This window comes from Crocosphaera sp. Alani8, from assembly GCF_038442745.1.
Lineage (GTDB): Bacteria > Cyanobacteriota > Cyanobacteriia > Cyanobacteriales > Microcystaceae > Crocosphaera.
Map to the genome: position 1 here is coordinate 1 of NZ_JARVCN010000025.1, position 15,820 is coordinate 15,820.

Genomic DNA, 15,820 nt, shown 5'->3' on the forward strand with positions numbered 1-15,820 from the left:
CCAAAAATGGATAACTTTTAATCATACCATGAAACACTTTTGCAAGAGGTCTAATGACTACCAATGCCACCGGGGAAAGAAAATTGTTTGAAAAAGGCTTTCATTCCTTCTTCATCTTCACTTTTTTCTGGATAAACTTCTGAGTAGGTTCCTTCTAAGTAAACAGGTCCCAAAATCCCAGGCGCGCCGTGACCCGGACCTGCCATATAAACAACATCTAGATCGTGTTTTTTGATGAGACGATTAAGATGGATATAGATAAAACTTAAGCCAGGACTCGATCCCCAATGACCTAATAAACGGTTTTTAACGTGGGCTTCTGTTAGGGGTTCTTTAAGTAAAGGATTATCTTTTAGATAAATCATCCCCACTGCTAAATAGTTACAAGCGCGCCAGTAAGCATGAATTTTTTTCAATTCTTCGGGAGATAGGGGAGTCTCTTGTCCTTGGGTTTTATCGGGTGTTGCAACCATTATTTATAACTCCAATAGTGTCTTATCTTTGGGTATTTAACAGGTTGAAATATTGATATTTTTCCTGCTAATGAAGTCATCTTTAAAGACTTACGGTCTATTATAATACTTTAATAATGATAGAATGAATTAATATTTTATTTTTTTTTTAAATATTGTTTTTTTACCTTAACTTCTTGTTAATCTCATCTGGATATTTAAGTTACTATCTATCCTTGATTTTAAATTCTAAATTCTCAATTTTGCTCTAAATTCTTTCATCGCTAAACGAGGGTTAGGATGATTAATAAATTGACAAAGTAGATTAATATTTAGTTCGGGTAAAAGTTGGCTTGTTTCTTTGGGAGAATATTGTTCATTTTCCAGACAATAAATATCAAGTTGATCGTTTTGCCATAACCAAACTTCTTTAACTTCCAAACGACGATAAACTTCTAAAACTTTGATACTACCACTGGTAACAATAATTTCAATGGCCAGATCGGGAAATTCTTTTTCTGTTTGTAAGCAATAACATTCATCAGGTTCTTTTCCAGCTTCTCCTTTTCTTGCTATTAACGTTGTGGAACCCAGTCCCCAAAAGTCAATTTCTGCTATTTCTAAATACACTTCTAATAATCGACCAATGTTTTTCTTACTAACTTCATGACGGCGACTCGGCGACATAATTTCTAATACTCCTTGTAAGTAAATTGTTCGATAAGCACCACTATCTCCCAAGGATTCTAAAAATTGTTCGTATTCTTGCCAAGAAACATCGGTTAAAATTAAGCGTTGTTCACAGTCATCATGGGATGTTTTAAGATTAGCCAGTTGCGGTAAAGAAATTAAAGACATAAATAATAAAATTAGATAGGTTATTCTTATAATAAAACTTAACCTTAGTCTAAGTTTGGTATACTTTTATTGATATAGTGGTTAAAAAAGTTAATCTTTTTTAACTATTAGCTAAACTCGTGCATTATACACTCAATATATTAATTTTAACATTAAAATAAAGTTAATCTGGGAACAATATAAAAACTTTGTTGATATTGAGAGAATTCTGCAAAAAAATCTTACGATATGAATAATTAATCTTCCCGTCAATGGGATAAACAAACAGTATTATTTTTTCCCTTCAAGTTCAAAAATCGTTCATTTTTAAGGAGTTTCCCTCGTGGCAAAAGTAAAAATTGGCATTAACGGGTTCGGCCGTATTGGTAGATTAGTTTTTCGCGCAGGTATCAACAATCCTGATTTTGAATTTTTAGGCATCAACGATCTTGTTCCTGCCGAAAACATAGCCTATTTACTGAAATATGATTCCACTCACGGACGTTTTGATGGCACAGTGGAAGCCAGAGAGGATGGTATCGTAGTCAATGGTAAATTCATTCCTTGTTTTGCCATTCGCAACCCCGAAGAATTACCTTGGGGACAAATTGGAATAGACTATGTAGTGGAGTCAACCGGTCTATTTACTACCCACGAAACTGCTAGCAAACACCTCAAAGCTGGTGCAAAACGAGTGGTTATTTCTGCGCCAACTAAAGATCCTGAAAGGGTAAATACTTTTGTTGTGGGAGTCAACGATCAAGACTACGATCCCAATAAAGATTATATCGTTTCCAACGCTAGTTGCACCACCAACTGTTTAGCCCCTATTGCCAAAGTAATCAACGATAACTTTGGCTTAGCGGAAGGGTTAATGACCACAGTACACGCCATGACAGCCACTCAGCCCACCGTAGATGGGCCTAGCAAGAAAGATTTACGGGGAGGACGAGGAGCAGCCCAAAACATCATCCCTGCGTCCACAGGGGCGGCTAAAGCGGTCACTCTGGTGATCCCTGAATTAAAGGGTAAGTTAACCGGTATGGCTTTACGAGTTCCTACTCCGGATGTTTCTGTGGTTGATCTAACTTTTAAAACCGAAAAAGCCACTAGTTATCAAGCTATTTGTGAAGCTATGAAAGCAGCCGCTTTGGGTGAGTTAAAAGGGGTGTTAGATTATACCGATGAAGATGTAGTTTCCATGGACTTTAATGGGGATGCTCATTCTAGTATTTTCGATGCTCAAGCTGGTATGGAATTAAATTCTAACTTCTTTAAAGTCATTTCTTGGTATGACAATGAATGGGGTTATTCTAATCGGATGTTAGATTTAATGAAAGTGATGCAAGCTAGAGAAGCAGAAGTTCTAGCTACTGTTTAAGTCAGTTTCTTTTTGTGGAGACGTTACAGAAAACGTCTCTACAATCTGTTAAATTTCAGATGTATTTATAGCAGTTCTCATGCTTTTGATGTACAGAGGTTATCACTTTGATGCAGGAGGCAGTAGGCAGGGGGCAGGAGTTAGGTGTACCTTATGAGTCCAAGAAATGTTATATTTAATTACCATGATAGTATATCCAATCTTGAATTTCTTTAGCTAACCAAGCACATTCTTCTTCCTTGAGATTTTCTCCTATAATATAACTTCTTTTTTTTGTTCTAATTTTGACTTGATGATTGTTAGAATTCCCGTACAAAAATACCCCAATAATTTCGTTATTTGAGCGATTAATAGATTGATAAGTTAATCCGAAAATAGTGCGTTGTATCTTAAAAGATTCTTCTAAGAAAACAACCCTCATATCTTTACAATATTGATAAATAAATAATAAAACTAGCAGAGAAAAGGGAAAGAGTGTGAAGGTAATAACACCAACAGCACAAAGAGTCATGACTAATGATTTCTTCCCTAGCTTGTTGGCAACTTGGGAAGGTAAATATAACAATAGTCTATCTTTTCTTTTTGTGAGAATAAAACGACTGTATTTAGGTTGAGATAGTTTATTCTGAGAGTTGTCTACATCAATAATAGGATTTAAATCTTGTTTGTTTTGTAAAAATATCAAAGCTTCTTGTGCGGTTTGAAAGCGTTTTTCAATGGAGATATTAGTAACTTTTTCTAACCAAGAAACAAAGTAATTAGCAATATCAACCTTATCAGAAAATTGAATCTGAGAGTCTTTATGAGGCAAGTCAACAGGGGATATTCCTGTTAATAAATGGATTAAAGTTGCCCCTAATGCGTAAATATCTGAAGCGGGTACTGCTCTACCCCAAAACTGTTCTAAGGGAGCATAACCACTACTTCCCACTACTGTAAATGTTACACCAGTCATGGCACCTTGTGCCTGTACTGCACCAAAATCTATTAAATAAATATGATTATCTTCTCCTAAAATTAAGTTACTGGGTTTAATATCTCGATGAATTACTAAAGGGTTTAATTCGTGTAAATAGACCAGTATTTCTAAAATTTCTAAGGCAATGTTATAGGTTTCTTCTTCGTTAAAAATTTTTCCTCTTTCTAACAATTCCTGTAATGATTTACCTGGAATATAATCTTGTACCAAACCAAACCAAGCAATGCCATTTCCCAAGTCTTTATCTATGTCGAAATAGTCTCTATATGTAGGAATTCTCTTGTGGCAAAGGGACTGTAAAACTTCTGCTTCTCTTTCAAATAATTTTAACTCTTCCCATTGCATTTGAGGACTAAATGCTAATAGTTTCAAGGTAATACTTTCTTGGGATAGTTGATCAATCGCTAACCAAGTTTGATGACCGGTTGCTGTGTGACCTAATCTTTCCTTGAGTTGGTATTTTTTAGCAATAATTTCGCCGATTTTAAACATAATTTCAAATATCTTAATTTAACCAATCTTCAATTTCTTTGGCTAACCAAAGAGCTTCTTCTTCTGTTAATTGATTGCCTAGTTGATAAATCATTTTTCTTGTGTTAATTGTAACTTTATATTGATGGTATAAGTCATGAATAAAAATTCCTAAAATGTTTCTCTTAGATTCTTCTTCTTTATGGTACTCAAATCCGAATATTTTTTCTTGTATCTTTAGCGTTTCTTTATCTAACAATAAACAAGTTTTTGAACTTACCCTACCGATGACATAAATTAATAAGATGACAAAAACCATTAAAAAACTCATCCCGCCCATTATTTCCAAAGATGCCATAATAAATGAAGGGTTTTGAATTACAATTCCAGTAAAGATGAAAGAAAAGGGAATCAATAAAAGTCCCGACACTGTAATTAAAGGAATCATTTTTCTAATGCTTAAGTGATCAGAACTTAAATTTATGTCCATTTCTAGTAATTTTTTCAAAGGTTTTAATTGAGAGGATGGAATCTGAAATTGTAAGGAATTACTAGTTTTGTCTAATTTTATTTTGGTGATTAATTCTTTGCGTTTGTTCCCTGGCAATAAATTAGTTTTTCTTTTTCTATTAGAAACTTTTCCCGTTTTCAAAGCGGTTAATGCTTCCTTTGCGGTTGGATAACGCTGAGATACTTTGATGTCAACTAAAGTTGTCAACCAATCTTTGAAGTTAGGATTAATTTTTTCTGAGTTTTTAAAATCAATTTGATAATCTTGGTTGTATAAATTTGTCGGGGAAATCCCAGTTAAAAGATGGATTAAGGTTGCTCCTAAAGCGTATAAATCAGAGGCAAAAACTGCCTTGCCCCAAAATTGTTCTAGAGGAGTGTAACCACTGGTTCCTACAACAGTAAAACTAATATTGGTAACCGAATTTTGTTCTTGAACTGTACCAAAATCAATCAAATAGATATTATTATCTTCCCCCAAAATCAAATTACTAGGTTTAATGTCCCGATGCAAAATAGGCGGATTTAGTTCGTGCAAATAAATTAGTAGCTTAAGAACTTTAACAGCAATTTGACGTACTTTTATCTCAGGAAATCGTTGTCCATCATCCAATAAATCCTGTAGAGATTTTCCTGGAATATAATCCTCCACTAAACCGAACCAAGGAACCCCATTTCCTTGCTCTTGCGAAACTTCAAAATAGTTACGATAACAGGGAATAAAAGCATGATCTAATCCTTGTAAAACCTTAGCTTCTCGTTCAAATAACTTAAACTGTTCCCAAGACAGTTGGGGATTAAAAGCTAATAATTTAACAGTTACTTTTTCATAAACCTTCGAGCGAAAAGCTTGATTTAAATCAAAAACAAACTTTAACCAAGGTAATTCTTCTTTTTGCTCAGCGTATAAATCGATGGGAGAAAATAAATCATCCGCTAACCAAGTTTGATGACCAATAGCCGTTTTACCTAAAGCTTCTATGAGTCGATATCGTTGATAGAGAATATCCCCAACCTGAAACATAATTTTAACAATTAATTTAGTATTTATTTTCTATTTATATATTAGTTGATGCCAAAAAAAGAAAAATAATTGATGAAAATTTATATTTCTCGGCACCACCAGCTTACATAATAGAAAAAGGTAATTATAAGAGACAGTTCAAGAATGAGTAATCATCAGACCATGAAAGTTGGGATACTCGGATTCGGAGGCCTCGGACAAGCCGCTACCAAAGTTCTTGCGCCAAAACAGGAAATGAATTGGGTTGCAGCAGCGGATCTTAAGGGTTATGCTTATTGTGAAACAGGGCTAAACCCCCAAACAGCAATCACAACCTATAACCAACAAGGATCAATTGGTTATTTAGACCCCTACGGAACCCTTAGCAACCATAGTATCAAAGACCTCTTAGAAACGTCCAAAGTAGACGGCTATTTCTTAGCCCTTCCTAACCTGCCTAATACCTTCATGGCTGATGTAGCTAGACAGTTTATCGCCTCTGGGTGGAAAGGGGTGTTAGTAGATGCCCTCAAGCGCACTAGTGCCGTTGAACAACTGCTACAATTACAAGGGGAACTACAGTCCGCTGGCATAACCTACATGACAGGTTGTGGTGCAACCCCCGGACTGTTAACCGCCGCCGCCTCTGTGGCAGCCCAAAGCTATCACGAAATTCACAATGTTAAGATAACGTTCGGTGTGGGTATTGCCAACTGGCAAGCCTATCGCGCCACCATCAGAGAAGATATTGCCCATCTACCCGGTTTTAGTGTGGATCAAGCCAAAGCCATGACTGACAGCGAAGTAGAAGCCTTCCTAGATCGCACCAATGGCATTCTAACCCTAGAAAACATGGAACACGCCGATGACATTATGTTAGAGTTAGCTGGTATTTGTTCTCGTGATCGCGTTACAGTTGGAGGTGTGGTGGATACTCGTAACCCGAAAAAACCTTTAAGCACAAATGTTCAGATAACTGGGCGTACTTTTGAAGGAAAAATCTCTACCCATACCTTTACTCTAGGGGATGAAACTAGTATGGCTGCCAATGTTTGCGGACCAGCTTTTGGCTATCTCAAAGCAGGTTTATCTTTGCATCATCGTGGTATTCATGGTTTATTTACGGCGGCTGAAATCATGCCTTTATTTGTTAAATAATGGACATAGCAGTCAGCCTTTAGCCATCAGCCCTCAAAGGGCATAATGGGAGACTCAAACCCCAATCAACCCACATCCCTAAATTTTCAAATAGCGATGCGGTCTGTGAAGGAACCCGTACCAAGAGATAGTGTGAGAAGCGAAACTCGCTGATCTTAGCCGATAGCTTGTTAATAATCGATAATTGATGACTGAAATGACGAACTCTACTAAAACACTCTGTCCCTATTGTGGTGTCGGTTGCGGTTTAGAAGTCTCTCCACCAGCCCAACCAGGAAAAGCAGTTAACCGAGACACCGAAGGTACCCCCATTTGGCAAGTTAGAGGCGATCGCAGTCATCCTTCGAGTCAAGGGAAAATGTGTATTAAAGGGGGAACCGTCACCGAGTCTTTAGGCAAAGATCGTCTCAAATATCCCATGATGCGAGATAGTCTCAACGAGGAGTTTCGTCGGGTAAGTTGGGATCAGGCCATGGAAGCGATCGTCAACCAGATCCACAAAGTTCGCTTAACCCAGGGACCCGAAGCTTTGTGTATGTACGGTTCCGGGCAGTTCCAAACAGAAGACTATTACATCGCCCAAAAACTCTTTAAAGGGTTCCTCAGAACCAACAACTTCGACGCTAACTCCCGTTTGTGTATGTCTTCTGCAGTGGCAGGTTATATCCAAAGTTTCGGCAGCGACGGACCCCCCTGTTGTTACGAAGACTTAGAAAAAACCGACTGTGCATTTTTGATCGGAACCAACACCGCAGAATGTCACCCCATCGTTTTTAACCGTCTACGCACCTATCACAAAAAAAACCGTAAAGTAAAAATGGTGGTGGTAGATCCCAGACGGACCCAAACCGCTGAAGCAGCGGACTTACACCTAGCCATTAAACCAGGAACAGATATCGATCTATTTAACGGTATCGCCTACTTGTTAATGCGTTGGGGTCTGATCGATAGCATTTTCATCGATGAATGTACCCAAAACTTTGCAGCCTATGCCGATGTCATCCGTCATTATCCCCCCGAATTAGTGGCCCGTAACTGCGGCATTCGCCTAGATGAGTTGGAAACAGCCGCCAAATACTGGGGCAGGTCCCAACGGGTGTTATCCCTATGGTCTATGGGGATCAATCAATCCTCCGAAGGAACCGCCAAAGTCCGCACCCTGATTAACTTACATTTGATGACCGGAGACATCGGTAAACCCGGTACCGGTCCATTTTCTCTCACAGGACAACCTAACGCGATGGGAGGACGAGAAGCCGGGGGACTGTGTAATATTTTGCCAGGCTATCGGCTGGTTAATAACCCCCAACACAGGGCAGAAGTAGAACAGTTTTGGGGACTTCCCTCCGGAACCATTCAACCCCAACGAGGGCGTACTGCTTGGGAAATGATTCAAGGGTTAGAAACCGGAGATGTGGGCTTTTTGTGGATCGCAGCCACAAACCCGGCCGTTAGTATGCCAGATATTGTCCGCACTAAAGCCGCCTTGAAGCGATCGCCGTTTACTGTTTATCAAGACGCTTATTACCCCACAGAAACCGCCGCTTATGCCCATATACTACTACCGGCAGCCCAATGGAGCGAAAAAACAGGGGTAATGACCAACTCAGAACGAGTGGTTAACCTCTGTCCCCAGTTTCGTGACCCCCCAGGAGAAGCAAGGGCCGACTGGGAAATATTCGCCGAGGTGGGACGACGTTTGGGGTTCGAGAAGTCTTTTAGTTTTCAAAACTCCGCCCAAGTCTATGCAGAGTTTGTGCAAATAACCGAAGGCCGTCCCTGCGATAGTTCGGGGTTGAGTTATGAAAAATTACGCAGATATGGGCCCCTACAGTGGCCTTATGCCGATACCTGGCCTTGTCTGGAAGGGGAGGAACTAGCCCACCAAAACCGCACTAATAAGCGACTTTATCGGGATTTTCGCTTCAACACTCCAGACGGACGGGCAAGGTTTGCAGCCTACCATTCCAAAGGACTGGCAGAACCCCCCGATCAAGCCTATCCTTTCGTTTTAACCACAGGTAGATTGTACGGTCATTGGCACACCCAAACTCGTACCGGACGTATTCCTAAAATTCAAAAGAAACATCCTAAACCCTTTATAGAGATTCATCCCCGAGATGCGGCTAAATTGAACATTGAAGAAAATGCTATCTTGGAGGTGCGATCCCGTCGAGGAAAAGCCCGTTTTCCAGCTAAAATTACCAAAGCTATAACTCCAGGTACTACCTTCGTACCGATGCACTGGGGGGAACTGTGGGCAGAAGATGCCGAGGCTAATGCTCTGACTCATCCTAACTCCTGTCCCACTTCTTTGCAACCGGAGTTAAAAGCTTGCGCGGTACACATAAGGGTTGTCACAGAACAGGAATGGGCTATGGTCTCTCAAAAATCACTAGAGGAAGTGATCCCAAATTCGCTTTTAACAGTAGACTAGATCAACATCACAGTGAGCAGTGAACAGTAACAAACAGTTTAAATTTGTGGATCTTTTCGCTGGTATTGGGGGTATGAGACTGGGTTTTTCTCGCCCTTTTAGTCAATGTGTGTTTTCTTCTGAATGGGATAAATATGCACAAAAAACATACCAAATAAATTTCAGAGAAAAGCCTTTTGGAGACATTAATCAGATTGATCCTCAACATATTCCCGATCACGATCTTCTTATTGGGGGGTTTCCTTGTCAACCCTTTAGTACCATCGGTAAAAGAGAGGGGTTTCTTCATGAAACCCAAGGAAGTTTATTCTATAAAATCGCTCAAATATTACAAACAAAAAAACCTTTTTCTTTCTTATTAGAAAATGTGCCTGGTTTAGTGACTCACGACAAAGGAAAGACCTTTGATATTATTCTCAAAACCCTTGATAGTCTGAATTATGATGTTAGATACAGTATTTTAGATGCGGCTTTATTTAAGCTACCCCAAGTTAGAGAAAGGATTTATCTTGTGGGTTTTTGTAGAGAATACTTAAACGAAAGGGTTGACTTTATGTTCCCCGTAGGTCAACAAAATGATGTGTATATTAATCAATTTGTAGAAAGAAATATGGAAGGATATTCTATTTCTCAACATCTTCAAAAAAGCTATTTATTTAAAAAAAATGATGGTAGACCGCAAATTGTTGACCAAAATTCAAAGGTTAAAGTAAAAACTTTTGTGTCAACTTACTACAAAATACAACGACTAACAGGTACTTTTGTAAGAGATGGGGAAACCGGGTTAAGATTACTCTCAGAAAACGAATGTAAAGCTATTATGGGATTTCCTAAAGACTTCAGATTTCCTGTTTCTAGAACACAAATGTATAGACAAATAGGTAATTCTGTCGCTGTTCCTGTTATTCATCAAATTGCTGACAGAATATACGATGTGATGCAACAATAATTAAATGGACATATTGAATGGGAAGAATAAACCTCGTATCTTCCCAAAAATTTAGTTATTAATTTCAACATTTATAAACCATTAATTATTAAAAGAATTCCACAATATACTTTCATGGGGAACTGTTGGAGGTTTACTCGAAGATGAAGTTAAGGTAAACCCATAAATTAAAGGCAACAAACCTAGAACAAGGGAACTTAAAACTATCAAAAAAATCGTCATTACAGCGTTGTCTTTAGGTTTGCGTAGAGTTCCTTTAGTAGCTACAATCTGATTTTTCCCATCCTTTAGTTCATGAATATTAATGTGCATCGCTTTTTCCTCGGGTGTCAAGTTTTCATGACTCTATTCTACAAAAAGTAACTAAAGCTACAGTTTACTTTCATAAAATGTAACTTTTAACACAGAAATTTCCTTTTGTTCTCAGCTAGAAGATAAACATAGGTAAAAAGAGTTATACAAATCCGGTTCTCAAAGTTGTCTTATTTTCTAGAAGGGGCAGGAGGCAGAAAGCAGGAGGCAGGTGTGAGATGTACTTTAATAACTCGCAAAGTACCGTAAAGCAAGAGTTGGTCATGAGTTAGTTAAATTTTTGTTCAAAGAACTGCTTGTGACTTATGGTGGACATCAAGCTAAATAGCACCAAAAAAAGGAGACTTAATGTATCCCTAGTCGGTGTTTATTGAAAACAATTAATCCTCAACTAATTCCTATGAAATCATCACCCCCCAAACAAGATTGGAAATGCTTTGAGTTTTCCGGCTATCAAATCTATGCGAGAGAAGAAAGATATTACACTATTTATCAAACAGGTAGTCATCAAAATGGTGATTATTTAAGGGTTTATGTGCCAAAAAATCCTTACAATGAAAATGGTAAATTAAAAGTTATTACTTATTTACATGGTTTTGCTTTATGTCTCCCAGAGTTTTATGAAGAACATTTATCTCAACTAGCGACTTTGGGCTACTATGTATTTTTTCCTGATTATCAAAAAAGTAATTATCCAGACTTTCCTAATGAGTCTCCCTCTGATAAATCTACCTTAAGTTATTGGTCATTGGCTGCTGGAACTTTTTTAACAGGAATTATCTTCAGACGAAATACTGATAATACTGACATCCCCGAATTAAAGAACAAAAAAAATACTCAAAAATTACGTTTATCTTTGGGATTGATTATCTTAATTGTTTTTCTAAAAATTTATGGATTTGTTAAAAAAGAATATGCTAAAAATCTCTTGAGTATGGTATTTACTGTACTAAGTAGTTTATTCTATGCTCCTAAAGAATGGCTAGAGTTTGCTATTGATAGTACCGTAATTGGTTGGAAGAAGTTACAAGAGTATTGTGTTCAAAATCCTTCAGATGGTACTAAACTGTTGTTTGAGAATGAAGTTGATTTTTATATTTTCGGTCATTCCTTGGGGGGACTATTAGCCTTAAGTTGGCCTGACTATTTAGCTAAGCATCCTCGAGAAGATTTAACTATCTTTAACCCTCAACAAATTATTACATCTGATCCTGCACCCAACACTAATTTAGGAATTCCTGGTATTGCTTTTATTATTTTAAGGTTCTTTGGCTTTCCCTTTGCAACCCAACCCATGAGTATTGAAGAAACGGGTCAAAGCATCGAGGTTCCTGTAGGTATTTTGCACGGAATCGATGATAAAATTGTTAGGCCGACAAAATGGGTGAATCCCCCATTAGCTGATCAGAAAGGTTCATTTTTTAGCATTAAATCAGCTGCAAAAAAAATCTACTTTTCTACATCCAGTGAAACCAAGGATTTACAAGCAAGACATAATCAATCTACCACTAATACTGATTATTACGGGGACAGGTTTATGGCTAATTTTGGAGGCTCAAAAGACGGACCAGATGTATATAATTATCAATATATTTGGCCAGCTCTACAAGCAGTAGTAACTGATAAGGTGAAAGTCGATCAGCTTGCTGATAAAAAAGGATTTGACCTCAAGGATTTTGACGTAGTTGAGGAACCTAATCCAGCTTCTAAATTGACTCAAACTTTATTAGTTATTTTAGGGGTATTGAGTCTATTTGGAGTTGGCTACTTACTGATTAATTGAGCATAGTAGCCATAATAACATTCATTATTCAATGACAGGAAGATCACTTAACTGTTGAATAATTTTGCACCCTTTCGATGAGCGATCGCACCTCCTTCGTCCCTTCTGATGGTTCAAAAACCACAGGAAACTTACCACTAGTCAACATCCTTAATCCCAAAGGTGCAAGGGACAATAACCCTTGTAAGTCCCTAAAATAATTGCCCACCACATAGAGACCAAATTTGCGCTCATCGATCCAGCCGCCTTCTTTCACCAGATCGATCAACACCTTACGATGACGAACAGCGCGACTACTTTGAGCATCGTTGCGATCCAAAATTTCCTCTTTCAGATGAGATATTTGATCCATAGGAGCAACTTCCATAGGACAAACCGAATTACAATAATAACAACGGGTACAACCCCAAACCCCTTGCTCCGCTTGATTATAATTGTCCAGACGCGCTTCTGTCCCCGTATCACGGGAATCTGCCACCATACGCTGCGCTTTTGCCAAAGCATGGGGACCAACAAACTCAGGGTTAACCGCTAAAGCATTACACTCAGAATAACAAGCTCCGCACATAATACAGTTACCGGTTTGGTTTAACTGCGATCGCTCCTCGGGAGTCTGTAAAAATTCTCGTTCAGGAACCTTGCGTCCTTTGGTACTAACGTAGGGATCAACCTCTTGCAGTTTATCCCAAAAACCGGACATATCTACCACTAAATCTTTAATCACTGGCATATTTCCCAAAGGTGCAATGGTAATAGTGGGAGTATCTCCATTACTCGAACCCCCTACCATTTCTAATTCTTCGGCTATATTTTGTTTACAGGCCAACGCAGAACGACCATTAATTCTCATGCTACAACTACCACAAATGGTGTTGCGACAATTTTTACGGAAAGCAAGACTGCCATCTTGTTCCCATTTAATACGATTTAAACATTCTAAAATAGTCTGACCTGGTTGAACTTCTAAGGGATAATCGTCTAACCGAGGACTTTGATTTGGCTTTTGTCGCCAAACTTTAAATAATACTTTCATGAAAACATAACAAATTGGATGGATCATTTCTATCGTATCTTGTTCTTAGGGATTTCGAGAGGGACTAAAATACCCAAAGAGCGAAAAATTTATAACTGACATTCCTGTGGCTGCCCAGACTTACAAAGGAAAAATTGTTATTTTTGTCTTCTTCACACTGTTAATATTCTAGGCAAAATCAGTTGAGATGCACCATTGAAGCCAATCTGTTCCCGAGTTTTCCTCTTTTATTTTAAGGTTCAACAACCACAACCCGAAAGGAGATAGGAGAGCAATTTATCTCGGTTTGAGGGTAATCGAACAAATTTGTGGCTTTAAACTCTTGCTTGTGAACTTCATAATTCTTGAAATTTTTTTGGTTTAGTTTAGGACTTTAACGCTATATTTTTGATATGATTAATAGTGATCTAAATAAACCGCTCATCATTGAGAGAAAATCAAAGGACATTGATAGAATTATGGCAGACAACATCGATCCAAATCCTACTCCCATGACGGGAAAAGCCTTACTTCAAGAAATAAAGAGCTTATCGGATAAACCCCGTCGAGAAACAGCCAGAAAATGTGGCTATTACTCAGTGACAAAAGAGGGACAAGTTCGTGTTAACTTAACGGACTTTTATGACGCAGTTCTCGCAGCAAAAGGGGTTCCCCTCGCACCAGGAGCAACAAAAGATGGTCGTGGTCGTGAACCTACGTTTAGAGTTAGCGTTCACAAGAATGGTCAAATTGTCATCGGTTCCACCTATACAGAACAGATGGGATTGAAACCAGGGGACGAATTTGAAATTAAATTAGGCTACAAACATATTCATCTTAAACAAGTAGGTGCTGATGATGAAGAAGCAACCTAAAGGTGGTTGCTTATACACTAAACATGGGACTAAAATCCCTCAACCCTGAGTTGAAAAAAGGGCTAACTTATAGTCCTTTTTGAGTCAACCAACACAAAGGCAAAAGCGATCGCTCCCATGAAATAAACGCAGATTATATCATGAGATAGAAATCGAAATAGCAATGTATTATGGAAAGGTGATAACTTGAGTAACAACTGCGGTTTTCATCTCCTCCATAGAGTTTGAAAATGGTTTCGTCGTCTTCCTAGATAGCAATCCAGGGAAAGTATTTTTACCTTCCTAATTCATCCATTGGTTGACCATGTTACAAGACCTTCCTAGTGAGATTAAAATCGGTCTTTTCCTATTAATATGGATAGCCCTCTGGTTACCCATAGCTTTGTTGTTGGGCAAAAACTCGGAATGGAAACCGTTTCAGCCCCTAGAACCAGAACAGAAAATCCCTTTATTGGTTCCTTTGTATTTATTAGTTCCCTTCTTGGGATGGTTAACCGTGTCAGTAGAAGGCACTTCCTTAGCCAACTATGGGTTATCGAGGCAGTGGGATAGCTTGATTTCCCTTGCTGTAGGCATCTTACTAGCACTATTTGGGTTGGGCATCGTTTTTTTAATCGAGGGGGGAAAAGGCTGGCTAAAATGGCACTCTGAGAACCTGGATCAACTGGGGAAAGTTATCTTACCCATTTTCGGACTAGCTATATGGATTGCTTTAAACGAAGAATTCGTCTTTCGCGGGATTTTCCAAACCATATTAGAAAGAGATTATGCTCCTTGGATCAGTGCAGCGATTGTTAGCACTATTTTCGCTATAGTTCATCTGCTATGGGAGAGAAAAACCACCATACCCCAGTTACCCGGACTGTGGTTAATGGGAATGGTGTTAGTGGCAGCAAGATGGGTTGATGGGGGAAATTTGTGGTTAGCAGGGGGACTTCATGCTGGTTGGGTTTGGGGATTAGCTGTATTAGACGCTGCTCAAATGATTTCCTACACAGGAGAAGGAAAAGACTGGGTTGTTGGTGTTTATCAGCAACCCTTAGCAGGAATGATGGGGATTTTGTGTTTGTTGGGGACAGGTTGTTTGTTATGGTTTTTGCTGTGAGTGACATCCTCCCACACCAAATCACAGATTATGGTGTGGGCTTCCCAACTCGCATCGGGGATCTTTCTGCCCACAGAGGGATATTTCCCCTACGCCAGTTATCTAGGCTCATCACCCCCGACACCTCGACAAGGGGCTGTCTCTGGAGGTGTCCTCCAGAGCTTGTACGCCCCGTTTGACAGACGGTTTCCCTTCGGCAGAGTCCCTGCCTACTATGTGTTTCTATGCCTCGATTACAAATTTCTTGTGCGCTGGCAACATCCCTATCGCATTGATAGCCACATTCAGGACAATTATGAACTCTATCAGATAAGGTTTTTCTAACTTCTGCACGACAATTAGGACAAGTTTGGCTGGTTCCCCGATGGTCAACCACACCAAAATACTTCCCTCTTACCTTGCAGACATATTTTAGAATGTCCCTGAATTGGCCATAAGGAGTCTCTATTTCAGGTAAAGTTATGTCAGATTGAATGCTAATGACAGCAAACCACCCCTTAGCTTTGTATCTTCTCAAAAAGCCAGGGGTCACTCGCTGCGAAAACTTAGGCCAAAC

General features: G+C 38.8%; 13 protein-coding genes and 1 pseudogene. 7 read left to right on the forward strand and 7 right to left on the reverse strand.

All coding sequences use genetic code 11. The features are described from left to right. Positions 1-53: 53 nt before the first annotated feature. Positions 54-473 (reverse strand): annotated as a pseudogene (locus tag P9B04_RS02040) (phosphoketolase); the annotation flags it as partial. Positions 474-701: 228 nt separating this feature from the next. Continuing rightward, on the reverse strand, positions 702-1,310 hold the full coding sequence (locus P9B04_RS02045) for a Uma2 family endonuclease (RefSeq protein WP_342053336.1): 609 nt from the start codon (positions 1,308-1,310) through the stop codon (positions 702-704). Between the two features lie 322 nt (positions 1,311-1,632). On the opposite strand from P9B04_RS02045, the gene gap reads away from it, so the two are divergent. Then, the gene (gap, locus tag P9B04_RS02050; RefSeq protein WP_342053337.1) at positions 1,633-2,670 is read left to right on the forward strand and encodes a type I glyceraldehyde-3-phosphate dehydrogenase; all 1,038 of its coding nucleotides are present in this window, start codon (positions 1,633-1,635) and stop codon (positions 2,668-2,670) included. A 175-nt stretch (positions 2,671-2,845) separates the two neighbouring features. Here the strand turns inward: gap and P9B04_RS02055 are convergent, their stop codons facing one another. Together P9B04_RS02055 and P9B04_RS02060 are read right to left on the reverse strand one after the other, a co-directional pair. Next, positions 2,846-4,141 carry a serine/threonine protein kinase gene (locus P9B04_RS02055; RefSeq protein WP_342053338.1) on the reverse strand — a complete coding sequence of 432 codons (1,296 nt, stop codon included), beginning with the start codon at positions 4,139-4,141 and terminating at the stop codon, positions 2,846-2,848. A gap of 13 nt (positions 4,142-4,154) precedes the next feature. Next, positions 4,155-5,654, reverse strand: a complete 1,500-nt coding sequence (locus P9B04_RS02060) for a serine/threonine protein kinase (protein ID WP_342053339.1) — start codon at positions 5,652-5,654, stop codon at positions 4,155-4,157. Positions 5,655-5,798: 144 nt separating this feature from the next. On the opposite strand from P9B04_RS02060, the gene bioU reads away from it, so the two are divergent. The 3 genes from bioU to dcm all read left to right on the forward strand — a co-directional run bounded on the left by bioU (position 5,799) and on the right by dcm (position 10,177). Beyond that, entirely contained in the window at positions 5,799-6,791 is a 993-nt protein-coding gene (bioU, locus tag P9B04_RS02065) for a (S)-8-amino-7-oxononanoate synthase BioU (RefSeq protein WP_342053340.1), read from the forward strand. Positions 6,792-6,987: 196 nt separating this feature from the next. Then, positions 6,988-9,228, forward strand: coding sequence for a molybdopterin oxidoreductase family protein (locus tag P9B04_RS02070; RefSeq protein WP_342053341.1), 2,241 nt, complete (start codon positions 6,988-6,990; stop codon positions 9,226-9,228). A 19-nt stretch (positions 9,229-9,247) separates the two neighbouring features. Further along, positions 9,248-10,177: a DNA (cytosine-5-)-methyltransferase gene (dcm, locus tag P9B04_RS02075; protein ID WP_342053342.1), complete on the forward strand. Its 930-nt coding sequence runs from the start codon at positions 9,248-9,250 to the stop codon at positions 10,175-10,177. 81 nt (positions 10,178-10,258) lie between these two features. On the opposite strand, the gene P9B04_RS02080 is transcribed toward dcm, so the two are convergent. Then, positions 10,259-10,489 carry a hypothetical protein gene (locus tag P9B04_RS02080; RefSeq protein WP_342053343.1) on the reverse strand — a complete coding sequence of 77 codons (231 nt, stop codon included), beginning with the start codon at positions 10,487-10,489 and terminating at the stop codon, positions 10,259-10,261. A 400-nt stretch (positions 10,490-10,889) separates the two neighbouring features. Between P9B04_RS02080 and P9B04_RS02085 the strand changes: the two genes are divergently transcribed. Beyond that, entirely contained in the window at positions 10,890-12,272 is a 1,383-nt protein-coding gene (locus P9B04_RS02085; protein WP_342053344.1) for a hypothetical protein, read from the forward strand. A 43-nt stretch (positions 12,273-12,315) separates the two neighbouring features. Here P9B04_RS02085 and P9B04_RS02090 read toward each other — a convergent pair whose 3' ends face one another. Continuing rightward, a complete protein-coding gene (locus P9B04_RS02090) occupies positions 12,316-13,305 on the reverse strand; it encodes a succinate dehydrogenase/fumarate reductase iron-sulfur subunit (RefSeq protein ID WP_342053345.1) in 990 nt (329 codons plus the stop codon). Between the two features lie 458 nt (positions 13,306-13,763). Here P9B04_RS02090 and P9B04_RS02095 point away from each other — a divergent pair, with 458 nt between their 5' ends. Together P9B04_RS02095 and P9B04_RS02100 are read left to right on the forward strand one after the other, a co-directional pair. Next, a complete protein-coding gene (locus P9B04_RS02095) occupies positions 13,764-14,159 on the forward strand; it encodes an AbrB family transcriptional regulator (protein ID WP_342053346.1) in 396 nt (131 codons plus the stop codon). 304 nt (positions 14,160-14,463) lie between these two features. Continuing rightward, complete coding sequence (locus P9B04_RS02100) at positions 14,464-15,264, forward strand: CPBP family intramembrane glutamic endopeptidase (protein ID WP_342053347.1); 801 nt, start codon at positions 14,464-14,466, stop codon at positions 15,262-15,264. Between the two features lie 28 nt (positions 15,265-15,292). Here P9B04_RS02100 and P9B04_RS02105 read toward each other — a convergent pair. Then, a partial coding sequence (locus P9B04_RS02105) for a transposase (protein WP_342053348.1) occupies positions 15,293-15,820 on the reverse strand: 528 nt, incomplete at its 5' end.